General features: G+C 61.0%; 22 protein-coding genes. 8 read left to right on the plus strand and 14 right to left on the minus strand.

Features of this window, described 5'->3' with window-relative positions; genetic code table 11:
* Positions 1-28: 28 nt before the first annotated feature.
* On the plus strand, positions 29-1168 hold the full coding sequence (locus NN662_RS16095; RefSeq protein ID WP_261931240.1) for an alpha/beta fold hydrolase: 1140 nt from the start codon (positions 29-31) through the stop codon (positions 1166-1168).
* A gap of 2 nt (positions 1169-1170) precedes the next feature.
* On the opposite strand, the gene NN662_RS16100 is transcribed toward NN662_RS16095, so the two are convergent.
* From NN662_RS16100 to NN662_RS16125, 6 genes are all read right to left on the minus strand, one after another.
* Positions 1171-2670 (minus strand): class I adenylate-forming enzyme family protein, encoded by a 1500-nt coding sequence (locus tag NN662_RS16100; RefSeq protein ID WP_261931241.1) that lies wholly within the window; start codon positions 2668-2670, stop codon positions 1171-1173.
* Positions 2671-3019: 349 nt separating this feature from the next.
* Positions 3020-4504 (minus strand): nucleotidyltransferase family protein, encoded by a 1485-nt coding sequence (locus NN662_RS16105; protein WP_261931242.1) that lies wholly within the window; start codon positions 4502-4504, stop codon positions 3020-3022.
* Entirely contained in the window at positions 4501-5187 is a 687-nt protein-coding gene (locus NN662_RS16110; RefSeq protein ID WP_261931243.1) for a glycosyltransferase family 2 protein, read from the minus strand. The genes NN662_RS16105 and NN662_RS16110 overlap by 4 nt, the downstream gene beginning before the upstream one ends.
* On the minus strand, positions 5187-5939 hold the full coding sequence (locus NN662_RS16115; protein ID WP_261931244.1) for a glycosyltransferase family 2 protein: 753 nt from the start codon (positions 5937-5939) through the stop codon (positions 5187-5189). Before NN662_RS16115 ends, NN662_RS16110 begins: the two co-directional genes overlap by 1 nt.
* Positions 5940-7016: a serine kinase gene (locus NN662_RS16120; protein WP_261931245.1), complete on the minus strand. Its 1077-nt coding sequence runs from the start codon at positions 7014-7016 to the stop codon at positions 5940-5942.
* Positions 7017-7018: 2 nt separating this feature from the next.
* A complete protein-coding gene (locus NN662_RS16125; protein ID WP_261931246.1) occupies positions 7019-7453 on the minus strand; it encodes a PqqD family protein in 435 nt (144 codons plus the stop codon).
* A 626-nt stretch (positions 7454-8079) separates the two neighbouring features.
* Between NN662_RS16125 and NN662_RS16130 the strand changes: the two genes are divergently transcribed.
* The 4 genes from NN662_RS16130 (at position 8080) to NN662_RS16145 (ending at position 12825) form a co-directional block, all read left to right on the plus strand.
* Entirely contained in the window at positions 8080-9654 is a 1575-nt protein-coding gene (locus NN662_RS16130) for a Re/Si-specific NAD(P)(+) transhydrogenase subunit alpha (RefSeq protein WP_261931247.1), read from the plus strand.
* 17 nt (positions 9655-9671) lie between these two features.
* A complete protein-coding gene (locus tag NN662_RS16135) occupies positions 9672-11108 on the plus strand; it encodes an NAD(P)(+) transhydrogenase (Re/Si-specific) subunit beta (RefSeq protein WP_261931248.1) in 1437 nt (478 codons plus the stop codon).
* Between the two features lie 131 nt (positions 11109-11239).
* Positions 11240-11578: a TIGR01244 family sulfur transferase gene (locus NN662_RS16140; protein ID WP_261931249.1), complete on the plus strand. Its 339-nt coding sequence runs from the start codon at positions 11240-11242 to the stop codon at positions 11576-11578.
* A gap of 98 nt (positions 11579-11676) precedes the next feature.
* Positions 11677-12825 carry a hypothetical protein gene (locus tag NN662_RS16145; protein WP_261931250.1) on the plus strand — a complete coding sequence of 383 codons (1149 nt, stop codon included), beginning with the start codon at positions 11677-11679 and terminating at the stop codon, positions 12823-12825.
* An 11-nt stretch (positions 12826-12836) separates the two neighbouring features.
* On the opposite strand, the gene NN662_RS16150 is transcribed toward NN662_RS16145, so the two are convergent.
* Positions 12837-13673: an NAD-dependent epimerase/dehydratase family protein gene (locus tag NN662_RS16150; RefSeq protein ID WP_261931251.1), complete on the minus strand. Its 837-nt coding sequence runs from the start codon at positions 13671-13673 to the stop codon at positions 12837-12839.
* 107 nt (positions 13674-13780) lie between these two features.
* Here NN662_RS16150 and NN662_RS16155 point away from each other — a divergent pair, with 107 nt between their 5' ends.
* Positions 13781-14593 (plus strand): cephalosporin hydroxylase family protein, encoded by an 813-nt coding sequence (locus tag NN662_RS16155; RefSeq protein WP_261931252.1) that lies wholly within the window; start codon positions 13781-13783, stop codon positions 14591-14593.
* A gap of 26 nt (positions 14594-14619) precedes the next feature.
* On the opposite strand, the gene NN662_RS16160 is transcribed toward NN662_RS16155, so the two are convergent.
* The 6 genes from NN662_RS16160 to mscL form a co-directional block, all read right to left on the minus strand.
* Positions 14620-15870, minus strand: coding sequence for a glycosyltransferase family A protein (locus NN662_RS16160; RefSeq protein ID WP_261931253.1), 1251 nt, complete (start codon positions 15868-15870; stop codon positions 14620-14622).
* A gap of 108 nt (positions 15871-15978) precedes the next feature.
* A complete protein-coding gene (locus NN662_RS16165) occupies positions 15979-17208 on the minus strand; it encodes a class I SAM-dependent methyltransferase (RefSeq protein ID WP_261931254.1) in 1230 nt (409 codons plus the stop codon).
* Positions 17205-17768, minus strand: a complete 564-nt coding sequence (locus tag NN662_RS16170; RefSeq protein ID WP_261931255.1) for a dTDP-4-dehydrorhamnose 3,5-epimerase family protein — start codon at positions 17766-17768, stop codon at positions 17205-17207. Before NN662_RS16170 ends, NN662_RS16165 begins: the two co-directional genes overlap by 4 nt.
* 3 nt (positions 17769-17771) lie before the next feature.
* The gene (gene rfbF, locus NN662_RS16175; RefSeq protein ID WP_261931256.1) at positions 17772-18542 is read right to left on the minus strand and encodes a glucose-1-phosphate cytidylyltransferase; all 771 of its coding nucleotides are present in this window, start codon (positions 18540-18542) and stop codon (positions 17772-17774) included.
* A gap of 161 nt (positions 18543-18703) precedes the next feature.
* Positions 18704-19870, minus strand: a complete 1167-nt coding sequence (locus NN662_RS16180) for a pyridoxal phosphate-dependent aminotransferase (protein WP_261931257.1) — start codon at positions 19868-19870, stop codon at positions 18704-18706.
* A 117-nt stretch (positions 19871-19987) separates the two neighbouring features.
* The gene (gene mscL / locus NN662_RS16185; RefSeq protein ID WP_261931258.1) at positions 19988-20407 is read right to left on the minus strand and encodes a large conductance mechanosensitive channel protein MscL; all 420 of its coding nucleotides are present in this window, start codon (positions 20405-20407) and stop codon (positions 19988-19990) included.
* Positions 20408-20661: 254 nt separating this feature from the next.
* Here mscL and NN662_RS16190 point away from each other — a divergent pair, with 254 nt between their 5' ends.
* Positions 20662-21639: a zinc-binding dehydrogenase gene (locus NN662_RS16190; protein ID WP_261931259.1), complete on the plus strand. Its 978-nt coding sequence runs from the start codon at positions 20662-20664 to the stop codon at positions 21637-21639.
* 62 nt (positions 21640-21701) lie between these two features.
* Here NN662_RS16190 and NN662_RS16195 read toward each other — a convergent pair whose 3' ends face one another.
* Positions 21702-22613, minus strand: coding sequence for a pirin family protein (locus NN662_RS16195; RefSeq protein WP_261931260.1), 912 nt, complete (start codon positions 22611-22613; stop codon positions 21702-21704).
* Positions 22614-22859: 246 nt separating this feature from the next.
* Here NN662_RS16195 and NN662_RS16200 point away from each other — a divergent pair, with 246 nt between their 5' ends.
* A complete protein-coding gene (locus tag NN662_RS16200) occupies positions 22860-23678 on the plus strand; it encodes a class II glutamine amidotransferase (protein WP_261931261.1) in 819 nt (272 codons plus the stop codon).

Below are 23678 nucleotides of genomic sequence, written 5' to 3' on the forward strand. Positions count from 1 at the left end.
ACCAGCTAACATGTGGGAGATTGAATAAATGGCATCCGAAGTTATCTCCTCTCCTGGCCGTGCATCCGTGGCAAGCCGTTCGGAACTGTTGCTGCCAAATGCTTACTCGGAACCCGAAACCGAAGTTGATCGCTTGGTCTGCAAGATCATCTCCGATATCTCGAGGGTTGCCCCGGTAGGAATGGATGACGATTTCTACGATCTCGGTGGCGACTCCCTGATGGGCGAACAGATAAGCATGGAAATCCAACGTCTGGCCGGCCGCGAATTTCCGATGTCCAAATTGTTCGAGTGCCCCACACCCCGGTTGATTTCGAACTTTCTGGCGGGTGGTCAAACTGTTGAAGCGGACACTAGCGCAGACAAAAAGGTCATTTTCGTTGTTCACGGACGTGGTGGCTATACGGCGCCAAGGCCACAATTTTACTCTGGCCTGAGTGAGAGCACGAAGCTGGTGATGTTCGAATTGCCGGGCCTCGATGGTGGCCAAAAGTCTCCTCGGACGATACGTGACGTTGCCGAGGCCTATGTGGCCCAGATTGAGCGCGATTATCCCGTGGGACCGGTCCGCTTGGCTGCATTTTGTGTCGGCGGGGTGATCGCAATTGAAATGGCGAGGCAGCTGCAGGCACTGGAGAGAGATATCGCGGGCATTGTGCTGCTGGATCCACGGGTCCCTGAACGATTGCTCGACCGTCACAAGGCTCTTCGCAAAGTTGAGAGCAATCCTGAGGCGATCGCACCGAAGATCCTGTACCGGCTTAATTATGGACCTCTGGGGGAAGGCGAGAACAATCTATTCGACCGGCTCAGAGACGCATTGCTAATGACCTTACGCTTCATTGCATATTACATTCAGGAACACTGGAAATTGCACATAGCTCGACGCGGCGATCTGGCTCGATATCAACACCTTAAGCTCAAGTTGGCACCACGCGTATGGCTGATTGCTGCCTATCGGTTCATTTGGCCTTCAACCTATCATGGCCACGTTCATGTTCTTGCGTCTGAACAACGGGAGGGCAGGATAAAATCGCCAGGATCCATCTGGGATCGCCTTATTCCAAATCGGACGATAGAGATTGTTGCGCGCAAGCATGGCGACATTGGCGATGCGAATGCGAAAGAGGTTGCCGCTCGAATGGATGCAATCCTTCAAGCGCCCTGATTTCAATCCGCCGAGCGCATATCTTTTTCCAATCGCTCACGAAGATCGCGGCGCAGCAACTTACCATTCGCGTTGCGGGGAAGAGTATCGACAAAAATAAAATGCCTCGGTCGCTTGTCCGGGGCAAGCTGCACTCGGCAATGGGCTTCAAGTGCCCCCTGAGACAGTTCCGGATCGCAAACCACAAAAGCGGCAATCTCTTCATTCCCAGACCCAACGGAAAATCCAGTGACAGCCACCTCCCGAATTCCATCCATGCCGGAAAGGACATACTCTACCTCTGCGGGATGAACGTTGGCGCCGCTTCGGATAATCAAATCCGTTGTTCGTCCAACGACGGAAAGAAAGCCATCTCCAGAGAGGCGGGCAAGATCTCCCGTATATGCCCAACCATCTCTTAGTTTGTCGCCGGTGTCGCGTACGGTGTTGTGGTAGAGTCCTTCCGCCATTCCATGGCTTCGCACCCTCATCGATCCAACCTCACCAGGTGGCATGACTCGATCTTCTTCATCCACGACCTCCAATCTCACAGAAGGAAGCACGCGGCCATCCGTATGACTGTGCGTTAGCACATCCTGACCGGACAATACGGAGCAGGTGCCCGATATGCTTGAAGAAAAGCAGTGCAGGAATCCAGGGCTGAGTTCCTGAATAGCCCTTCGTTTTTCATCTGGCAGCATTCCTGACCCACCACAATATAGCACTTGCAAACTCGGCATCACGGGCACATTGGTCGTATTAGCTACCCCAAGCATGGCCGTGACGGTCGCCGGAACTGCAAACAGGAATGTCGCACCGATCCGATTGACGTTTTCGATCAATTCACCCGGACTGAATATGGGCGGGTGGAAATGAACTGTAGCGCCACGCAAAAGCTGTCCGAGGGTGTGATTGCGCGATGCGGAAAAAGAAAGTGGATAAGCATTCAGGAATGCGCCATCGGCGGGATAGTTTGTTTCCAGGCCATAACCAAGTGACCGCAGCAAAAGAGTTCGATGCCCCATAACAATGCCGATCGGCCGACCGGTTGTCCCTGAGGTCAGCGAGATAAACGCAGGATAACTTTGATCAGAATTTCTTTCCAAAGGAGTTGAAGACTGCTTCGCCACTCTCGCGGCCCAATCCTTGTCGCATAAAATTGATTGATAATCGGCCGCCAGATGGCGCCTGTCTTCCACGACGATCTTAAGATCGAATTCGGACATCAAGCGCGTCCGCTCCTCACCGCGCGTCCTAAAGTCAATTGGAACGGCAACAGCATCGATCATCCAGGTAGCGAGAATTGCAACGATCGTTTCCAGACCGTCGCGAAGTGCGATTCCAATCTGGTCGCCGGGCCCCAGGCCTTCTTGACTCAATGTCCTGCCCCATCGGGCAGCTTCCTCTGTCAATCCTGCGAAAGACAGTTGCCTCCCCGCAGATGTTATTGCGATCCGGTCTTGATAACGCGAAGCGAGAGCGTAAAAAACATCGGCGAGATTTGTGCTGCTCTGCAGTCGCATAGGGGACCTTCGAATTGGCGGGAATAGAAGCCAACGACACTAGACCAAAGTGAAATCCTCGTCCATCTGACCAATAATCAATGCGCTCCAGCGTTACCTGTATGACGAATTCAAGGGCACAGATATCGACGAAAGGCTGGACAAAAGAGTTCTGGTTACGACTGCACGTTCCATTGAGGGAGCGTCATCGATCATATCTACTGCAGTCAGAGCTGACGCCGCTTTTTAGATGATCTGGTGAATGCCCAATACAGCCCCTGCAATAGCTAGACAGCAAACCTCTCTACTTCAATTTGCGGGCTTAGGAGTTGAATTCAAAATTCAACGCAACGATTTCCATAGTTGCCAATCAATCCATGACGAATGTCAGCCCAAAACGGCGTACAACGAATGGCAACGCGCGGTAGCGGTCGGCCAGGGGTCCGGTCTCGCCCTGCCGCAGGAATTTGCCGGGGCGGGACTCAAGGGTGAGTTCGCCGTCGTCCGGCGCAAGCCACACGGTTCCGGCAAAGCGAATTCTAAGCCATCCTTCCGATCGACGCCATTTTCTGGCGCGCAGGCGAACGACGTGCCGGGTGGCGGAATTGAGCTCCAGTTCCATGCGCCTGCGCACCGCCGGGGCCTCCACATCGATCTCCGCAACCAGATCGAACCAGCCGCCACCGGCTGGAATGTTTACGACCGACAGGCCGGTGGTGACATCCGCGGCGGCTTCCACAGGTGACGGCATGCCACGCCATGCAAGGCGTCCCCTCGGGATTCTCGGAAACGTACTCGCGACTTGGCGCCGATCGGAGCGAAGCCGCAGCTGCTTTGCCACGCCCCTGGCAAAGGCTGACATGCGCCCCCAGTCCGAACGCGGCTTGACCTGAAGCAGGGCCGAATAGCGCGACAGGGAATGCCTGCCGCCGGTTGACGCCAACCTCTCCAGCACATGGGCGGGAATGGAAACCTCCATTCTTTGCGCAAGGTAGGTAAAGGCAACCTCGGCGACGACCGTCAGCCGGCGCACGGCAACAATCTCCAGAAACCGCGTCCAATCGACCGCACCATCGCGGATCGCGGCCGCGCAATCGACCAGCCAGTCACTGTGCGTGTGTGCGTCCAGACCGCCATGGGCGAGCGCGATCGCCAGACGGTCGGCGGCATCCGGGACGAGAACCGGAACGCCAAAGAAGTCTGCCTTGAGGGCATGAGACCAGATCGCCTCGTCCTGTACGGGGTCGGCATTCTGAGAATGGAAGGCGAAGCCGTGCAGGTCGATATCGCCGAAATGGCCGAGCATGAAATTCGCAGAGCGGATCCAATCGGCCCGCGCCATCACAAGGGTCATGCTATGGCCGGAGGCGGATTCCCAACCATCGGCCTTCAGAAGACCCACGGCACGCCTCAGGTCCTCCCTGGGCACCATGATATCGACATCGTGCGATATGCGGGCCTTCTGATCGACGGGGTTGATGGCGATACGGCTTGCGCCCTTGATCAGCATCACCGGCAGACCGCTGTCGGCCATCCGTGCCAGCGTCGGCAATGTTTCCTTGAGCGCCATGCGCGAGCGCGTCCACAGCATACGCTGCAGCCCGACCAGACGCGGATATTCCGGACAATCGCTCAAGGCCTTGCCGAAGCGCGCAGCGATCGCGGCAAGCAGGCGATGCTCCCGGAAACTGACATGATCGATATCGTTCTGTTGCAGCCAGAGCCTGAAAACGGAAAGGGCCACGCCGCCATCCGGAAGCAGGACCGCCTGGAGAAGCTGGTCGAGGCTTCCACGCGGCCATGCCCAGTCGGCATTCGGAAAGCGCGGCATCGGCCGGTTGCCAGTGTCACTCATTGCGGCTCTTCCGACGCCTTCTGCATGGCCTTGCGGCGTTCCATCGCCCGCCGCGCAACCAACAGATATCCCCTGTCCTTCGTGATATCCCGGCCATGAGAGAGACTGCCGGGGATGATCCGCCGCAGGACAAGAACTTCGGGAAGCATTTCCAGCCGGAAGCCCGCCTCCCTGGCGCGCGCGAGCCAGTCGACCATATCGCCGCGGTTGCCCGGCGGGTCAATCAACCGTCCCACCGTCTCGAAGACCCGGCGATGGATGAGCATGCTGCTCCGATTGAGGCCGTCGCGCTCTTCTCCCGCCGTCCTGTCGGTCGCGCCGTGGCGGAATTGCCGCTGCCTGCAGAACAGCGCATCTATTCCGCGATCGGCCTGCATGGCGGCGATCTGCTTCTCCATCTTGTCTTCCAGCCAGAGATCGTCCGCGTCCACCGTCGCAATCAGATCGGTGCGAAGCGAGGCCATTGCGAGGGAGGCTGCCGCGCCCGGTCCGCTATTGGCCTGACGGATGACCTCCACGGCAGGACCAAACCCGTGCGCGATCTGCGCCGTCTCGTCCGTCGAGCCATCGTCAACGACCACGATCGCGGCCGGCGGCACGCTCTGCGCCAACACCGAGGCCAGCGTTTCGCCGATCGTCTCCGCTGCATTGAAGGCGGGTATGGCTACGCCGTAAGACCACATCAGTAGATATCCACCTCTCCGAGAGCCTTGACGTCAAACTCCAATTTCCTGGCGCCGAGCAGGGGATTGGCGCGGCGGCGTTGCACCGACTTGTGCAAGGCCAGCATGAAATATTTGCGGGATTCCGCGTGACGCCGGGTCATGTTGCCGTCGTGACGAAGGTAGTAAAGACAGCATGTCTCCGTAAGCCTGTAGTTCGGCAAGGCATCGAAGAGCCGCAATATGTAATCGGTGTCCTCCGCCTGTATGAACCGCTCGTCGACCAGTCCGACCTTATCGAGGAAGGAGCGACGGTAGAGCCCACTTGCAAGATGAATGCTCCTGACGTCGGCCCTGCGGCATCCTGCGGTCGGCGCCATAGTATCGTAATCTACACTTTCGACGATGAGCATGCGTCCGTACGTCATGTCGATGGCAGGTTCCTCGCGAAAATGCACGATGTCAGCGGCGATGCGGCCCTGCGGCATGAGGTCGTCTGAATCGAGAAATGTCACCAATTCCGTTTCGTCAAGCAGATTGGTCAGCCCGACATTGCGGGCCGCCGCCACACCCCGGTTTTCCGTCGCGATCACGCGAATGCACGGCTCGGCCGCACACATTTCGGCAAGGACATCGCTTGTCCCGTCCGTTGAGCCGTCATCGACCACCAGCACGTCGAGGTCCGCGGCGTTCTTCTGCAGGACGATCGATTTCAATGCGTAAGGCAGAAACGCCGCTCGGTTGTAGGTGGGAACGATGACGGTGAGCTTCATTCAGGCCAGGCTCCGGATGAATGTCGTGATCGCAGCGCAAACCTCTTCCGGATCGCGACCAAGGTCAATTGCGAAAGCCGGCAGCCGTCGGCTCACCGTGCCGCAAAAGGCAAAATTCTGGTCTCGGTCACCGGGCACCTGGGTTACGACCGACGGGGTCAGCGCCAGGAATGCCTGCTTCGCGTCGGTCGGCCGGATGACGGTGCGCTCACCACCGGTAATCTTCGGCAGGCACATTGCCCGGATCTCGATCGATTTGCGCATTTGCGGTTGATGCAGTCCGGCCAGGGGGATGAGGTGCTTTCCCTGCCAGTTGAGCGGTCCCGATGCCGCCGGGGTCTCTTCCAACCCGACGCGCTTCAGGCCTGCCGGGTCCTGCTTGATCGCCGAGAAGAGCGGGTAGGCGCGGATCACGTCGTCCGAGGACGCGAGCACATAGTCATCGCCGACGCTCTCAAGTCCGCCACAGAGGCCGGAAAGCACGGTGCCCGACTTTCCCGAGCCTCCACTGCCGGCAAGCAGTATGCCTACCCCGTTTTCGCCCAGCGTGCCTGCATGTATCAAACGCCGGCCCGAACGAGAGAAATGCCAGGATAAAAAGTTCCGCAACGGCGATCCCGGCTCCCAGGCGGGGAAGCCCGCTGGCGTTTCGGAGAACTGAATCGCCCGATCCTCCTCCAGGTCATGGAACTGCCAGAAGCCGATATCCGGAAAAAGATGCATCCTGTAGCGCGTCCCGGAGAGGCTGCGTTCCACGTGCCGCTCGCGAAAGTAGGGAGACAGAAGTTCCGGGGCGATCGGCAGCAGGGGATTGGTCCGGTCCGTCAAAAGAATGCGGCATGGCGAAGCGGCATGGCCGGCCGGCTCCCAGGCGAGACCGTTGCGAATGACGTTAATGAAATCCGGATTGTGTCCCCTGACCTCGAATGTGTCGTCGGCAAGCCGGAATGAAAAGCCTTCAGGAGACCGAGCGAAGGCGCTGTCGAAAAACGAGAATGCATATTCGGCGAAACGCAGCACGCTGCGCTCGCCGACCTTTAAGACCTGAACGTCAAGCTCGTCTTCGACGGTCGTCAATGTCAGTCTCTCGCAGCCGGCTTGATGTGCGGCCAGCCAGCCTCTTCTTCTGTATCGTGAATCGGATCGGCAGCGATCAGGTCAGCGAGATCATCGTAGGCATCGACAGTCGGGGCGGCCGTCACATTGACCAACATTCCAACAAGAATGTCGTCAGATGGCCGGGGTACCAGCGATGCGTCTGCCGTCAGCAGCTCGAGATCGCGCAGGCGCCGGAGAAATTCGTCCACGACGATGCCGTTGCCGCCTGACGCCTGCGCAATGGCTGCCGTTCCGTAGCCGCTGCTGATGGCCGACCAGATGATCCTCGCCGGCTCGTTCAAGCCGAAGTAGCGGCCTGTCATCAGATTGAGCACGACGAGGTCCCCGTCGAACTCTTCGAAAACAATATCTTCGTTGACCGTCACCAGGACTTCGTCTGCAATGTCGTGGGTCAATATTTTCTTCCCCGCCAAGTCAGGCACGGCTCCCAAAAAATGCAAATGACCTGCCCGTGGCTCGTCAATTCAAGTCGTAATGAAGACGCTGCATTTAGGAGTTGCAAGCTCGATTTTTACAATATCATCAAGATCTATCAGAAGATCCTGCAAGTTCAATATGCCTATTTGGGTTGCGCACCCATTGCTTGGGGATGGTTTCGTGTTGTGCTCGAGGGCGGGAAAAGGCTGCTGCAACACCCGCAAACGAAAAGGGCCGCCCGGATAACTCCGTAGCGGCCCGGAACAAGCATTGGCGGCCCCATGCCTTTGCTTATTCGATAGCCAGTTCTCGCACTGTTTCATTAATAACCGATTAACGAAACGCGTCGGCGTGGTCGAAAAGACGAGAATTTGACCGGCGAGGGAGCGAATGCCCTATCCGGTGATCGGAGCATTGCGCCCGCAAACCAAAATCTGTCGCTTTTGGGCAAAACTTCATCGAAATCAGGCCAATTCTTGGAATGTGACAGCTTGCGTACCGCGCGGTTCGCCCCTAAGACATGGCAACGATATCCGCGGCCCGGCTGCGGTGACGTGAGGAGCGCTCGGCCGCTTTTTCGAGAGGGATTGGAGGACAACTATCAATGTACATAGGCTCACCCAAGGAGACCTTTGCCGGGGAGTCGCGCGTCGCGATGACACCCGACAGTGCCAGACAGCTGCAGAAGCTCGGCTATGAGTGCGTGATCGAGACGGGCGCGGGCAAAGCTGCCGGCTTCTCCGACGCAAGCTACACGGACGCCGGCGTAACAGTGGTCGACACTGCCGAAGCGCTTTATGCGAAAGCGGACGTCATCGCCAAGGTCCGTCCTCCGGAAACGGATGAAGTCGCCCGGCTGTCTGCTGGCAAGACATTGATTTCCTTCTTCTACCCGGCGCAGAACAAGGATCTTCTGGAAGCCTCGAAGGCAACGGGCGCGAACGTCATCGCCATGGACATGGTGCCGCGCATCTCGCGCGCCCAGAAGATGGACGCGCTCTCCTCAATGGCCAACATCGCCGGCTACCGCGCCGTGATCGAGGCCGGCAACAATTTCGGCCGCTTCTTCACCGGCCAGGTGACCGCCGCCGGCAAGATCCCGCCGGCCAAGGTGCTGGTCATCGGCGCCGGCGTCGCCGGTCTTGCCGCCGTCGGGACCTCGGTATCGCTCGGTGCCATCACCTACGCCTTCGACGTTCGCCCGGAAGTGGCCGAGCAGATCGAAAGCATGGGCGCCGAATTCGTCTTCCTCGATTTCGAAGGCCCGGCCCAGGACGGCGCGGCGACGGGCGGCTATGCAGCCCCCTCCTCTCCGGAGTTCCGCGAAGCGCAGCTTAAAAAATTCCGCGAGATTGCGCCCGAGATCGACATCGTCATCACCACGGCGCTGATCCCCGGCCGTGACGCGCCGAAGCTCTGGCTTGCCGACATGGTCGCGGCGATGAAGCCCGGCTCGGTCGTCGTCGACCTCGCCGCCGAGCGCGGCGGCAACTGCGACCTGACCGTCGCCGACCAGAAGGTGGTGTCCGAGAACGGCGTCACCGTCATCGGCTATACGGATTTCCCGAGCCGCATGGCCGCACAATCCTCGACCCTCTATTCCACCAATATCCGTCACATGATGACGGACCTGACGCCCGGCAAGGACGGCAAGCTCGTCCACAACATGGAAGACGACGTCATCCGCGGGGCGACGGTGGCCTATCAGGGCGAGATCACTTATCCCCCGCCGCCGCCGAAGATCCAGGCGATCGCCGCGCAGAAGCCGAAGGAAAAGGCCAAGGAGCTGACGCCTGAGGAAAAGCGCGCGGCGGAAACCGCCGCCTTCAAGAAGGCAACGCGCCAGCAGGTCGGTCTGCTGGTCGTCGGTGGCGCGCTGATCCTTCTCGCGGGCTATTTCGCGCCGGCAAGCTTCATGTCGCACTTCATCGTCTTCGTTCTCTCCTGCTTTGTCGGCTTCCAGGTGATCTGGAACGTGTCGCATTCGCTGCACACGCCGCTGATGGCGGTCACGAACGCCATCTCCTCCATCATCATCCTCGGCGCACTGATGCAGATCGGCTCGGGAAGCGTGCTGGTGGCGGTGCTCGCCGCTCTCTCCGTCCTGATGGCGGGGGTCAATATTTTCGGTGGCTTCATGGTCACCCGGCGCATGCTCGCCATGTTCCAGAAGTCGTAATGGGGAGGGGTTGAGCCATGGAATACGGATTTACCACGGCGGCCTATGTGGTCGCAGCCGTCCTCTTCATTCAGTCGCTGGGCGGACTTTCAGGCCAGGAAAGCGCCAAGCGCGCGGTCTGGTACGGCATTGTCGGCATGGCGCTCGCGATCTTCGCGACGCTTTACGGCCCGGGCGCCGGCAACTGGCTGCTGTCGCTGATCATGATCGTCATCGGCGGCGCGATCGGCTGGGTGGTCGCCCAGCGCGTGCAGATGACGGAGATGCCGCAGCTCGTCGCCGCCATGCATTCGCTTGTCGGCCTTGCAGCAGTGCTGATCGGCTTCAACACGCATATCGAACTCATCCGCCTGGCCGGGATGGATGAGACGGCCCGTCACGCGCTCAACGGCTTTGCCGCCGTCATCGCGCACAAGAGCCCGGTCGAAATCAACATCCTGCGCGTCGAGACCTTCCTCGGCATCTTCATCGGCGCCGTGACGTTCACCGGTTCGATCATCGCCTTCGGCAAGCTTGCCGGCAAGGTTGACGGCAAGGCGAAGAAGCTGCCCGGCGGCCATGCCCTGAACGCGGCGGCGGCGATCATCTCGCTCGTCTTCCTGTTCGTCTATCTCTCGTCGGGCTCGACGCTGGCGATCATCATCATGACGCTTGCCGCCCTGTTCATCGGCTACCACCTGATCATGGGCATCGGCGGCGCCGACATGCCGGTCGTCGTCTCGATGCTGAACTCGTATTCGGGCTGGGCTGCGGCGGCCATCGGCTTCTCGCTGTCGAACGACCTGCTGATCGTCGTCGGCGCGCTGGTCGGCTCTTCGGGTGCGATTCTCTCATACATCATGTGCAAGGCGATGAACCGCTCCTTCGTCTCGGTCATTCTCGGCGGCTTCGGCGGCTCCAAGGGGCCGGCAATGGCTGTCGAGGGCGAACAGATCGCCATCGACGCCGAAGGTGTCGCAGCGGCGCTCAACGATGCCGACAGCATCATCATCGTTCCCGGCTACGGCATGGCCGTTGCCCAGGCCCAGGGTGCGGTCTCCGACCTCACCCGCAAGCTGCGTGCGGCCGGCAAGGAGGTTCGCTTCGCGATCCACCCGGTCGCCGGTCGTCTGCCGGGCCACATGAACGTGCTGCTCGCCGAAGCCAAGGTGCCGTACGACATCGTTCTGGAAATGGACGAGATCAACGAGGACTTCCCGGAAACCGACGTCGTCATCGTCATCGGCTCCAACGACATCGTCAATCCGGCCGCTCAGGAAGACCCGAACTCCCCGATCGCCGGCATGCCGGTTCTGGAAGTGTGGAAGGCCAAGCAGGTGTTCGTGTCGAAGCGTGGCCAGGGCACCGGTTACTCCGGCATCGAGAACCCGCTGTTCTACAAGGAGAACACGCGGATGTTCTACGGCGACGCCCGCGATTCGATCAGCAAGCTGGTCAACCTGATCGACGGCTAAGCCCGTCACCTCAACGCGATTTGCGACACCCCGGCCCTGGCGGCCGGGGTGTTTTCGTTTTGCGCCTTGATTTTTACATATTAAAATTAATATGTATATTGAGTTTCCGCCCCAACCCAAAGGATAGACCCATGAGCATCCGCTCGATCGACAACAATTTTTCCGTCACGGGCCAGATCAAGCAGGCCGACATTCCCGCCATCGCCGACGCAGGCTACGTCGCCATCGTCTGCATGCGTCCGGACAAGGAAGGCTTCTTCCAGCCGGCCTTCGACGATATCCGCGCAGCGGCCGAAGCCCGCAATCTGGCCGCCCATTATCTGCCGGTCGTGCCGGGCTCCATGCCGGTCGATGCGGCGAAGCAACTCAAGCAGATCCTGCGCGAGACCGAAGGGCCGATCCTTGCCTATTGTGCCTCCGGCAACCGCTGCACCATGGTCTACCAAATGGCCCAGCAGGCAGGCGGCTGATACGGCCGACAGCCACGCAGCACAGTTTCGGTCAAGTTTGTCTCACTAGACAGGACATGATGAACTGGGGCGCCGTGTCCGGACGGCGATGATGAGCCATGCCGAAGCTTTCGATCTGCATACCCGTCGAACCGGGTTACGCACCGCCGATCCATCTGGTTGAACGACTGCTGGCAAAGCCGGACGCAGACATCGAAATCATCGTCGCGCCCTACTTGGACAGCTGCCGCGCAGCAACAGACCTGTATGAGCGCGCCGACCGCGACCGGCGGCTCGTGATCCTTCCCGACGCACCGGAAAACATCTCCGCCGCCAATCTGTGGATCGGCATCGTGGCGGCGGTGACCGGCGAATGGCTGACACTCGTCAGGCCCGGGGACATGATCGAACCGGACCTTGCCGACGTGCTCGCCTATGTCGACCGCGAACTTCCGGGCACGGACGCGCTGGGCTGGAACAGCTTCCAGATCGACGCCAGCCATCCCCGCGACATTCCGGCCAGCATCGCCATTCCGCGCCAACACCACATCACGGCGATGGATAAGACGCCGATGCTGCAGGCCTTCTTCCTGTGGGCCGGTGCGCTCGACACGCCCAGCATGCCGTTCGGCCTGTTTCACGGCGCGATAAGGCGGACGCTGCTCGAGACCATCCTTGCCAATTCAGGACCTTTGAGCTGGCTTACCCCGCTGCCGCAATACGAATGGTCGGCGCGCGTGCTGATGTTCTGCGAACAGATGGCGCTCAGCTATCGGCCGCTTTCGGCCGTCGACTTCAGGCCCTATCGGCCGCTCGCCATCCCCTCACCGCTCGAAGGTTTTCCCTTCAACGCCGGCATCGGCGTGACGGCGGCGATCGCCGACATCCAGGCGCGGCTCCTGACCGATCTCGGCAGCCCGTGGAACGGGTTCGGCGACAATTTCATCCGCGCCTGCCTGATCGACTGTATGAAGACACACGACCGGGCAGCATTCGACGCCAAGGTGGCCGCTTACCGTGAGGCGCTGGCCCGTTGCGGTGACGGGCGGTATGCGCCGGGCTTCGCGCCGGAGTACTGCCCCGCGCCATCGCCGGACCGCCGGCGGGGCATCTACGGCCAGGTTCTTCACGCCGACCGCTTCCTCGGCAATGCCGTCACCGCACAGGACTTCTATGCAGCCGCCAGCGGCATCCTCTCGGCGATCAAGGTCGTCACCGGGAAGGCGCTGGCGCCGCGCGAGGAACAGGCGTTTCTCGACGCGAGCTGATCCCGCCTCCTTCAAGTCTTCAGATTGGGCACGCCGACGATGGCCGGCGGATCGGCCGGATGGGGCGGCGCCGTGCCGAATTCGAGGAGATCGCGCCTGCCGTACTCGTCGGCGATGCGTTCGGCCATCTGCCGGATCGTCACCGGCTGGCCCGAGCAGATGTTGATTGCGCCCTGCTGACCGCTCTCGACCACTCTTGCAATCATGCGGCCCGCCTCCGTCACATCGAGGAAGTCCCGGATCTGCGTTCCGGCCGAAAGCTTGGCGACCTCGCCGGTCCCTAGCTGCTTTCGCAGGTAAGGCACCAGCCGCCCCGAACTTTCGTGCTCACCATAGAGATGAAACAGGCGGCACCACGAGAAGGCCGTCCCGGTAGCGGCAAAGTAGTGCTGCAGCATGTGGAAGAGACCGAGCTTGGATGCGGAATAGACAGTCGAGGGCTCCAGCGGCGCGGTCACCTCCAGATGCTCGGAGGGCAGCCGATATTCCATGCAGGTGCCGATCCCGACGAAATGCCGGACGCCGGCGGCCACCGCGCCCTGCGCCAGCCTCAGGCTTCCGATAACGCAATTGAAATTGATCGGCGAGGAATAGAACTGGCCGGGCACCACATGCCAGGCAGCGTGAACGACGACGTCGACGTCGACGCAGGCATCCTGCCACCACTCAAGACTTTCGGCGAAGAGGTCGGCCGTCTCGATTACGCGCGCTGAGGCCGCAATCCCGGCGATGCGGTCGCTGCTGCCGGGCCGAAGGACGAGGACCAGATCGTGACCCTGAGCCTGCAAGGCGGCGGCGATCTGCCGTCCGACAAAACCCGATCCGCCCGTCAACAGAATGCGCGCCATGTATGCTCCCGATGGATTAGTTCGTGGGAAAACTAGCCGCAGCGCTCGCCAAAGGAAACCCGCTTCGCTTAGAGTGGCGGCAAGGGAATCAGGACGCCGAGGGAAACATGGATCCGATCGAAGAATTCCGCCAGTCGGTTGCCAGAAACATCGAGGAAATCGGGAACGACCGCGACTTCCTGGGTCTGTCCAATATCTGGATGCGCGAATCCGTTCGTCACCATTATCCCTATAACTTCTCCTGGCTCGGGCGTCCGGTCATCCAGATCCCGCAGGATCTCTATGCCACCCAGGAACTCGTCTGGGCCTGCCGGCCGGATCTCATCATCGAGACCGGGATCGCCCATGGCGGCTCGCTGATCATGAGCGCGTCCATGCTCGCCATGCTGGATTACTGCGACGCCGTCGAACAGGGCACAGCGCTCGATCCGAAAGCCTCGAAGCGCAAGGTCATCGGCGTCGACATCGACATCCGCGCCCATAACCGCAAGGCGATCGAGGCGCATCCACTGAGCCACAAGATCGAAATGTTCCAGGGCTCGTCCATCGCCAAGGAGACTGTCGATCAGGTGAAGGCGGCGGCGGAAGGCTACGATCGCATCATGGTCTTCCTCGATTCCAACCACACTCATGAGCACGTGCTGGAGGAGCTCGAACACTACGCGCCGCTGACCTCAAAGGGCTCCTACTGCGTTGTCTGGGATACGGTCGTCGAGGACTATCCCGACGAGCTTTCGCCGGACCGGCCCTGGGGCAAGGGCGACAATCCGAAGACCGCCGTCTGGGAATACATGAAGCGCGTTGCGAGCGAAGGCCGGACAGCCGCCGACGGCAGCCCGCTCACCTTCGAGATCGACAAGACGATCGAGCACAAGATCGTCTTCTCCGCCGGGCCGGACGGTTTCCTGAAGCGGGTCTGAGCGACCCGCCCTCACGGCAATGCATGTCAGGCGCGCCGGGCGCGCTGCTCCTGCGTGAGTGCTTCCCAGAAGAACTTCAGACCGCCCTGCGGCACTTCCATCTGTTCAACCGGGCGCACCAGAGCGCGGATGACGTCGAATATTCCGGCAGCGGAATCCGTGCCGGCGATGTCCTGGTCGATGTAGAAGCCGTTCTCGGTGAAGCCCGACGTCACGACGAATTCCGAGCTGACCTGCGGTTTGAATTCCGGCGCGAAGTGGGCGGCGTATTTGCCGCCCTTCCAGGCCTTGAACGCGGCAGCGTAGGCGCTCGTCGCCAGATCGAACATCTCGCGGTCCTGGTACTTCTCGACATCCTTCGCAGCCGCCTTGGCGAAGTTGATTTCCCAGCCGTCATGCGGGCGCTTGTAGGTTTCCTTGAACCAATGCTGCGTCTCGAGAATGGTCGCCGAAGTGCCAAGCATGCTCTTGAACGGGAAGCCGCCGAGCCCATCGGTCGTCAGATAGTCCCGTCCGGCCTCCGCGATGAAGACCTCCGTCTTTTTGCGGAAATCCGAGAAATCGACGCAACCGTTGGAGTTGCTCTTCGGGCAGCTGCCCATGACCGAGAACGGACGCCGGCTGAAGGCGAAGTTGTCGGCAATCGCGATGACCTTGAAGGCATTGTCGTAGTCGACCACCGGATGCTCGAAATAGCGGCCGCCGAAGGTGTCCTTGATCCTGTCCATGAGCTTGCGCGAAATCGCCGAATGGTAGACGGAAAAGCCGGCGGACGGCGTATGCGTTGCGCCGTTCCAGCCGAACATGCGCCGCTGCAGCTCGTCGCGCGGATATTTGACGACATAGGCCTCCGCCGGCACGAAGACGCCGATCTTCCCACGGCTTTCCGACGGCCACATATAGGCGGTGGAACTCCAGCAAATAGCGTCAATGGTCGGGTCGTTCTCTGCAAGCTTTGCGGCCAGCTCGGCAAAGTCCGGATCGGCATAGTCGTCGTCGCCGATGAAGGTGATCCAGTCGCCGGTGGCCGCCTCCATGGTCCGCTCCCAGTTGTCGACCATGGCGAGCGTCCGGTCTTCCGACGGCAGATAGACGATGCGCGGGTCGCCGGCGTAGGCCTGCATGAACGTGTTCATGATCTCGGGCTCGTCGGAATTGTCGGCAAGCACGAACTGCACGTCGCTGCGCGTGCTCTTCGCCAGCGCGGCAATCAGGTTCTGGAAATAGAACTGGCGGTTCCGCGAGGGAACACAGATCGAATATCTCGGCGGCGTCATCGTCTGTTTTCCTCTATCTTTCTTATGTCTTGTTGCGCGAACGGGCCTTGGCCGGCGCCTTTGCGCGACCATCGGTCTCCGCCTTGGCGGTCTCCAGTTCCGGCCGCTTTACCCATGCACCGTCAGTTCCGGCACCGCCGTCACAAACTTCCCACCCCAGTCTTTGATATACAAAAGCTGGTTCTCGATTTCGGTCTTGAGATTCCATGGCAGGATGACCACCCTTTCAGGTTTGCGTGCCTTCAGCACATCTTCGGAGACGATCGGAATCCGGCTGCCGGGCATGAACATGTCCTGCTTGGCGGGATTGCGATCGACGACGAACGGCAGCAAGTCCGGCTTGATGCCTGCGAAATTCATCAGCGTGTTGCCCTTGGCCGCGGCGCCGTAGGCGGCGACCGTCAGCCCCTGACGCTGGCAGTCAATGAGGAAGGACAGGAAATCGTTGCGCACGCGCTGGGCCTGCTCCTGGAAGCCGGCATAGTAGCCCATGTCGCGCATGCCGGCCTTGTCTTCCGCCGCCAGCATGGCCGCGACATTCGGAGAGACCGATCGGGCAATACCGTCGGACCGGCAGGCGAAGACCCGCAGGCTACCGCCGTGCCAGGGCGTGGTCTCGACGTCGAAGACGGTCAGGCCGTTCTTTTCGAAGATGCCGGCGACCGCCGTCAGCGAGAGGTAGGAATAATGCTCGTGATAGGCCGTATCGAACTGGCTCTCGGCAACCATGTTGAGGAGATGCGGGAATTCGAAGGTGGAGACGCCTGTCGGCTTCAGGATGCGGGCGAAGCCGGAGACGAAGTCGTTGATGTCCGGGACATGCGCCAGCACATTGTTGGCGGCTGTCAGGTCAGCCTGCCAGCCGTCGGCTACCAGCCTTTCGGCCAGAGGGACGCCGAAGAACTCCTCGACGATCTCGATGCCCTTTTTGCGGGCGGCGGCAGCCGTGCTCGACGTCGGCTCGACGCCGAGGCAAGCAATGCCCTTTTCCTTCACATACTGCAGAAGGTAGCCGTCATTGGCGGCAACCTCGACGACCTTCGACTGCGGGCCCAGTTCGAAACGCTCCGCCATGGCCTCGACATAGGACTTGGCATGCGCCAGCCAGGAGGTGGAGAAGGAGGAGAAATAGGCGTAGTTTTCCGAGAAGAAGACCTCGCGGCCGGCGAAATCCTCAGTCTGGACGAGGAGGCATGCCTCGCAGACGCGGATGACCAGCGGATACCAGGGCTCAGGTTCGCCGAGCGCTTTCGCGGTCACATAGGAGTTCGACGGCGGGGCCGTGCCAAGATCCAGGAATGGCGACAGGCTTTCAGACCCGCAATGGCGGCACTTCATACGATCACTCCCTGAAACTCGGGTCCAAGCGGCGGATGGCCCGCATCGCGCGGCGACAGATTGCGGATCGGCATCGGCCAGGCGATGGCAAGGGCCAGATCCCGGCAGTCGAGACCGCCTTCGGCTTCCGCGTTGTAGGCGGCCGAATGCAGGTAGACCATGCGCACGTCATCGCTCAGCGTCTGGAACCCATGAGCAAAGCCGCGCGGGATCATGAGCGATCGGGCATTTTCCTCTGACAGTTCGACGGCATGGTGTTTCAGAAACGTCGGCGAACCGCGACGGATGTCGACGACGACGTCCAGGACCACGCCGCGCGTGCAGGTGACCAGCTTGATCTCCGCATGCGGCGGGTTCTGATAGTGCATGCCGCGCACCGTGCCGGCCTCCGTGGTGCCTGTCTCGTTGACCTGGGCAACCGGACCGTCCCAGCTGCACTCGGCCAGTTCATCGGCGCAGAAGAGCCGGGTCAGATAGCCACGCTCGTCGCCGAGCCGCTTGCGCTCCAGCACAAGCAGTCCCTCCAGCGGCGTCTTGGTGACTGCGAACCGGCCTGCCATCGCCTACCAGTTCTTCCAGGGCGCTTTGCCGCTTGCCCACATGGCTTCCAACTGGTTCTTGTCGCGCAGCGTGTCCATCGGCTGCCAGAAGCCGTGATGGAAGAAGGCCTTCAACTCGCCGTCGCTGGCGAGGCTCATCAGCGGCTCGGATTCCCAGGGCTGGTGATCGCCCTCAATGCGGTCGATGACCTTCGGCGAGAGAACGAAGAAGCCGCCATTGATGAAGCCACCCTCGCCTTCCGGCTTCTCTACAAAGCCGCCGACGCTGTCACCGTCGAGCTTCAGGGCGCCGTAGCGGGCGGGCGGGCGCACGGCGGTCACCGTCGCCAGCCGACCGTGGTTCTTGTGGAAGCGGATCGTCTCGGCAATATCGACGTCGCTGACGCCGTCGCCATAGGTGAAGCAGAAGGCCTCCTCACCCTCGAGATAGGAGGCGACGCGCTTCAGGCGGCCACCGGTCATCGTCTCCTCGCCGGTATTGACCAGCGTCACCCGCCAGTTCTCCGCATATTTGCGGTGAAACTGCAGCTGGTTGCGCTCCAGGTCGAAGGTGATGTCCGACATGTGCAGGCCGTAATTGGCGAAGTATTCCTTGATCACATAGCCGCGGAAGCCACAGCAGATGATGAAATCGCTGATGCCATAGCCATGGTAGAGCTTCATGATGTGCCAGAGGATCGGCCGGCCGCCGATCTCGACCATCGGCTTCGGACGCAGATGCGTTTCTTCGGAAATGCGCGTGCCGAGCCCGCCGGCCAGGATGACCGCCTTCATGCCCTGCTCCCGGACCGGACGCCGCATGCCGGCATCAGCCCGTCAATTCGTCTTGCAATTTCCAACGCAGACATGCCCCATCGCCCGGTCGATACAGTTTTCCGGTATCGACCTTAAGCAATGAAGCTGTTGTCAAACTGGATGCCGGTCCGGCATCGGAATCAGAGCTTCGAGATGTAGTCCGCCAGTCGTGCGCCAGCTTCGCGGATATGATCCGGATTGCGCAGGAAGCAGGCCCGCAGGAAGCTTTCGCCACCTGCGCCGAAGGCAGTGCCGGGCGCAAGGCCGACGCCCGTCTTGTCGACGATGTCGATGGCGGCGGCGCGCACGTCCTTGATGCCGTCGAACTTGAGGAAGGCATAGAAGGCGCCCTCCGGCTTCAGCGTCTGGACCCGGTTGGTGGCGATCAGCGTGTCACAGAGAAGATCGCGACAGACCGTCGCCCGCTCGATATTGGAGCGGATGAAGTCGTCGCCGTCATTCAGGGCCGCGACTGCACCGCGCTGCATGAAGGGTGCGACGCCCGAGGTGGAGTACTGGATGAGGTTTTCCAGCACCTGGCCGATTTCCGGCGGAGCGACAATCCAGCCGACACGCCAGCCGGTCATGCACCAATTCTTGGAGAAGGAATTGACGAAGACGATCCGGTCTTCCGGATCCATGACGTCGAGGAAGGATGGCGCCCTGCCGCCGGCATAGAAGAACAAGGCATAGATTTCGTCCGCCATGATCCACAGGCCATGCTTGCGGGCCAGCGCCAGAATGTTGCGCAGGTCTTCCTCGCTCGCCACCCAGCCGGTCGGATTGGACGGGGTATTGACGAAAATCGCGCGGGTGCGCGGCGTGATTGCCGCCTCAACCTGAGCGAGATCGACGGACCAGCGGCCGTCGCCGAAATGCAGCGGCACGCCGACCGCCTTTGCCCCGGAGACCGTGAGTGCGGCGGCGATATTTGGCCAGGCGGGCGTGAAATAGAGCATTTCATCGCCCGGCGAGGTCAATGCCTCGACGGAGAGCTTGATGGCCTGCATGCCGGAGCCGGTGGCGAAGAAATGCTGAGGGCCGAAGCTCGTGCCGAAATGACGGCCATAATAGTCGGCGAGCGCCTGGCGCAGTTCGGGAATGCCGCGCTGCCAGGTGTAGAAGGTCTCGCCGGCCTTCAAGGCCGCAACCGCCGCATCCGAAATGAAGTCCGGCGTCGGCAGATCGCCCTCGCCCACCCAGAGGGGAATGAGGCCATCGCGGCCACGGGCATAATTGACCACTTCGACGATGCCGCTTTGCGGAGCGGCCAGCGCGCGGGGGCTCAGGCTTTCAAGAAAGGTCATGCAATCACCACAATAGCAAAGGGCGTCCAGATCTGTTTGAACGCCCTTTTATCCGAGCAGGAAGGGGAAATCCCATTCCATTGTTTGAGGGATCAATCGATTCCGGTGATCGACCACTCAGCCATTCTTTTTCAGCAAGTCGCGGATCTCCGTCAGCAGCAGAACGTCCGCCGGCGGCGGGGCGGCCGGAGCCGGCTTCTGCTCTTCCTTGATGCGGATGCGGTTCACGAACTTGACCATCAGGAAGATGATCCAGGCGAGGATCAGGAAGTTGATCACGACCGTGATGAAATTGCCGTAGGCGAACACGGCGCCCTGCTCCCTTGCGGCAGCGAGCGTCGGCGCGGTGACGCTGGCGCTCAGCGGCACGAAATAGTTCGAGAAGTCGATACCGCCGGTGATCGCGCCGATGACCGGCATGATGATGTCATCGACCAGCGAGGACACGATCTTGCCGAACGCGCCGCCGATGATGACACCGACCGCGAGATCCATGACATTGCCGCGGGCAATGAATGATTTGAATTCGTCGAGCATGCTGCCTCCTGTCCGCTATCCCCACCCGTCGCGCAAGGCGGGACAGCGGATTGTCCGGCCTGCGGGATCAGCGCCATGCGCCCTTTGCCTCGTCGAAGATATTGTAAGAACCGGGAACGTCAATGTGGCAGCAAGGAAATTCTTCAATTCCAAGCATTTGCCGAGTGATTGAACAAACACCACGGGTGGCTTTCCTTTCGCGGGAAGCCGCCTAAGTTGATCCCATCAGAGAATAACCAGACGAGGATGATGAAATGCGTGTCGTCGAATACAAATCCTATGGCAACCCTTCCGAGGTTCTGACGGCCGGTGAACGCCCGATGCCCGAACCGGCGGCCGGCGAAATCCGGGTCAAGATGCGGCTGTCGCCCATTCACAATCACGACCTGTGGACGGTTCGCGGCGAGTATGGTGTGAAACCGGAACTCCCCGCGGTCGGCGGCACCGAAGCCATGGGCGTGGTCGATGCACTCGGCGAAGGCGTGACCCACCTGAAGGTCGGCCAGAGAGTGATGGGGGCCGGGCTCACCGAAAGCTGGGCTGAGTATTTCGTCATGTCCGCCGCCCGTGCGGTGCCGTTGCCGGACACGGTCAGCGACGAGATCGGCTGCCAGCTGATCGCCATGCCGATCAGCTCGGTCATGGCCATCGAGGATCTTCACCTCGAGAAAGGCGACTGGCTGATCCAGAACGCGGCCACCGGTGCCGTCGGCAAGACGGTGGCGATGATCTGCCAGTCACGCGGCATCAACGTCATCAATGTCGTGCGGCGCAAGGACGGGATCGCGGAACTCGCCGATCTCGGCATCGACAAGACCGTCTCGACCAGCGGCGCCGACTGGATGGACCAGGTGCGCGCGATCGTCGGAAGCGCCTCGATCAAGGCGGCGATCGATTCCGTCGGCGGCAAGGAGAGCGGTCAGTTGATGACGCTTCTCGGCGAAGGCGGTACGCTGATGACCTTCGGGACCATGAGCGGCGGTGCGATGGAAATCGGCTCGGGCGACGTCATCTTTAAGCAGGCGACCGTCACCGGCTTCTGGGCCGCCAAGCGCAGCGCCCGCACCAAGCCGGAAGAGTTCGCCAAAATGGTCGGCGAGCTTCTGACGCTGGCAGCCAAGGGCGAGCTGAAGCTGCCCGTCGAAGAGACCTTCGACCTGACCGAGGGTGCCGCTGCCGCCAAGGCGAGCATGGTGCCCGGCCGCAAGGGCAAGGTCGTATTCAAAGGCTGACTGGAAATGCGATGGCTCCGGCGATGAAGCCGGAGCCATTCTTTTCTGTGTCGGAACCGCCGTCAGTGCGCGGGCTTGATGAACGTGCCGTTCTGCAGTTCGCGCATGGCCTGCATCAGTTCCTCGCGGGTGTTCATGACGATCGGCCCGTGCCAGGCGACCGGCTCCTGGATTGGCTTGCCGGAGACCAGCAGGAAGCGGATGCCCTTTTCGCCGGCCTGGACCGTGACTTCGTCACCGGTATCGAACACGACGAGCGTGCGGTTTCCGGACATGTCGCGGATGTTCAGCTCCTCGCCCTGGAATTCCTTCTCCACCTTGACGCCGAACGGCTTCGAGGCATCGCGGAACGTGCCGGACCCCGCGAAGATATAGGCAAAGGCCGAGCGGTAGGTATCGATCAGGAAGGTCTTGCGCTTGCCCGGCGGAACCGAGATATCGAGGTAGACGGGTTCGGCGGCAATGCCGTCAACCGGACCCTTCTTGCCCCAGAAATCGCCCGTGATCACCCGCACAGCCGTGCCGTCGTCATCGACGACGACGGGAATGTCGGCGCCCTTGATGTCCTGATAGCGCGGTGCCGTCATCTTCAGGGACGACGGCAGGTTGGCCCAGAGCTGGAAGCCGTGCATCTTGCCGGCGAAATCACCCTTCGGCATTTCCTGGTGCATGATGCCCGAGCCCGCCGTCATCCACTGGACGTCGCCGGCGCCGAGCGTGCCGGTATTGCCGAGGCTGTCGCCATGCTCGACCGTGCCGGCCAGCACATAGGTGATCGTCTCGATGCCGCGATGCGGATGCCATGGGAAGCCTCGGATGAAATCCTCCGGACGGTCGTTACGGAAGTCATCCATCATCAGGAATGGGTCGGTCATCGACGGATCGCCGAAACCGAAGACACGGTGCAGCTTGACGCCGGCGCCTTCCATGGCGGGCACGGCGACGCTTTCATGCTTTACGGGGCGGATAGACATATCTGATCTCCTCGCTGTTTTCGAAGTTGACGCCAATATAGCGAGGATTGGCCTTCAGCGCAGGATGGACGGCGAGGACGGACTGTTCACAATTCATGCGGGAGAGAATTGCTTGCCGTCTTCACCCGCAATCGCGCCACAATGCGCGCCTACGCAAGCTTGGGGCATTGATCGGCTCTTAATCCTTTTCGCGCTATCGTTTCAGAACAGGCCATATTCGCCATCTAATTTTGGAGACATCGGTTCATGTGTCGCTGGGCAGCCTATCGTGGAGAACCCCTTTATCTGGAAGAGATCGTCTCCTCGCCCGCGCATTCGCTGATCGAGCAGTCCCACCATGCGACGCAGGCGAAGACGGCGACCAATGGCGACGGTTTCGGGGTCGCCTGGTACGGCGACCATCCGGAGCCCGGCCGGTTCCGCGACATCCTTCCCGCCTGGTCCGACTGCAACCTGAAAAGCATCGCCCGCCAGATCCGCTCGCCGCTGTTTCTTGCCCATGTGCGCGCTTCGACGACCGGCGGCACGCAGCGCGACAACTGCCATCCCTTCGTCAACGGACGCTGGTCGTTCATGCACAATGGCCAGATCGGCGGGTTCGACCGCCTGCGACGCAAGCTCGAAACGGCGCTGGACGATGAACTTTACGGTGCGCGCGCCGGGTCCACCGATTCCGAGCTTCTGTTCCTGCTGGCGATGCAGTCTGGGCTGCAGAACGATCCGCTGGCGGCCATGAGCGATGCGATCACGCTTGTGGAGCAGCAGTCGATGGCGCTGATCGGCGAGGCGCTCGTCCGCTTCACCGCAGCGTTTTCGGATGGCAAGAGCCTCTATGCGGTCCGCTATGCGACCGACCAGAAGGCGCCGACGCTCTATGCCGCCCCGATGGCCGGCGGCAGGGGCTACTGCCTCGTGTCGGAACCGCTGAACGATGAGGCCGACACCTGGATGGAAATTCCCGGCGGCAGCGCGGTCATCGTCAACGAACACGGCATCGACGTCGCCGTCTTCGAACCGGCGGGCATTCCGCAGGCCGTCATGCCGGCCGTGGCGATGAAGCAGTAG

Source organism: Rhizobium sp. NRK18 (genome assembly GCF_024385575.1).
GTDB lineage: Bacteria > Pseudomonadota > Alphaproteobacteria > Rhizobiales > Rhizobiaceae > JANFMV01.

What these genes read in the sequence shown, in the direction of transcription:
- NN662_RS16095 (WP_261931240.1), top strand. Translation starts at nt 29, where the DNA reads ATGGCATCCGAAGTTATCTCCTCTCCTGGCCGTGCATCCGTGGCAAGC.
- NN662_RS16100 (WP_261931241.1), bottom strand. Translation starts at nt 2,670, where the DNA reads ATGCGACTGCAGAGCAGCACAAATCTCGCCGATGTTTTTTACGCTCTC.
- NN662_RS16105 (WP_261931242.1), bottom strand. Translation starts at nt 4,504, where the DNA reads ATGAGTGACACTGGCAACCGGCCGATGCCGCGCTTTCCGAATGCCGAC.
- NN662_RS16110 (WP_261931243.1), bottom strand. Translation starts at nt 5,187, where the DNA reads ATGTGGTCTTACGGCGTAGCCATACCCGCCTTCAATGCAGCGGAGACG.
- NN662_RS16115 (WP_261931244.1), bottom strand. Translation starts at nt 5,939, where the DNA reads ATGAAGCTCACCGTCATCGTTCCCACCTACAACCGAGCGGCGTTTCTG.
- NN662_RS16130 (WP_261931247.1), top strand. Translation starts at nt 8,080, where the DNA reads ATGTACATAGGCTCACCCAAGGAGACCTTTGCCGGGGAGTCGCGCGTC.
- NN662_RS16135 (WP_261931248.1), top strand. Translation starts at nt 9,672, where the DNA reads ATGGAATACGGATTTACCACGGCGGCCTATGTGGTCGCAGCCGTCCTC.
- NN662_RS16140 (WP_261931249.1), top strand. Translation starts at nt 11,240, where the DNA reads ATGAGCATCCGCTCGATCGACAACAATTTTTCCGTCACGGGCCAGATC.
- NN662_RS16145 (WP_261931250.1), top strand. Translation starts at nt 11,677, where the DNA reads ATGCCGAAGCTTTCGATCTGCATACCCGTCGAACCGGGTTACGCACCG.
- NN662_RS16150 (WP_261931251.1), bottom strand. Translation starts at nt 13,673, where the DNA reads ATGGCGCGCATTCTGTTGACGGGCGGATCGGGTTTTGTCGGACGGCAG.
- NN662_RS16155 (WP_261931252.1), top strand. Translation starts at nt 13,781, where the DNA reads ATGGATCCGATCGAAGAATTCCGCCAGTCGGTTGCCAGAAACATCGAG.
- NN662_RS16160 (WP_261931253.1), bottom strand. Translation starts at nt 15,870, where the DNA reads ATGACGCCGCCGAGATATTCGATCTGTGTTCCCTCGCGGAACCGCCAG.
- NN662_RS16165 (WP_261931254.1), bottom strand. Translation starts at nt 17,208, where the DNA reads ATGAAGTGCCGCCATTGCGGGTCTGAAAGCCTGTCGCCATTCCTGGAT.
- NN662_RS16170 (WP_261931255.1), bottom strand. Translation starts at nt 17,768, where the DNA reads ATGGCAGGCCGGTTCGCAGTCACCAAGACGCCGCTGGAGGGACTGCTT.
- rfbF (WP_261931256.1), bottom strand. Translation starts at nt 18,542, where the DNA reads ATGAAGGCGGTCATCCTGGCCGGCGGGCTCGGCACGCGCATTTCCGAA.
- NN662_RS16180 (WP_261931257.1), bottom strand. Translation starts at nt 19,870, where the DNA reads ATGACCTTTCTTGAAAGCCTGAGCCCCCGCGCGCTGGCCGCTCCGCAA.
- mscL (WP_261931258.1), bottom strand. Translation starts at nt 20,407, where the DNA reads ATGCTCGACGAATTCAAATCATTCATTGCCCGCGGCAATGTCATGGAT.
- NN662_RS16190 (WP_261931259.1), top strand. Translation starts at nt 20,662, where the DNA reads ATGCGTGTCGTCGAATACAAATCCTATGGCAACCCTTCCGAGGTTCTG.
- NN662_RS16195 (WP_261931260.1), bottom strand. Translation starts at nt 22,613, where the DNA reads ATGTCTATCCGCCCCGTAAAGCATGAAAGCGTCGCCGTGCCCGCCATG.
- NN662_RS16200 (WP_261931261.1), top strand. Translation starts at nt 22,860, where the DNA reads ATGTGTCGCTGGGCAGCCTATCGTGGAGAACCCCTTTATCTGGAAGAG.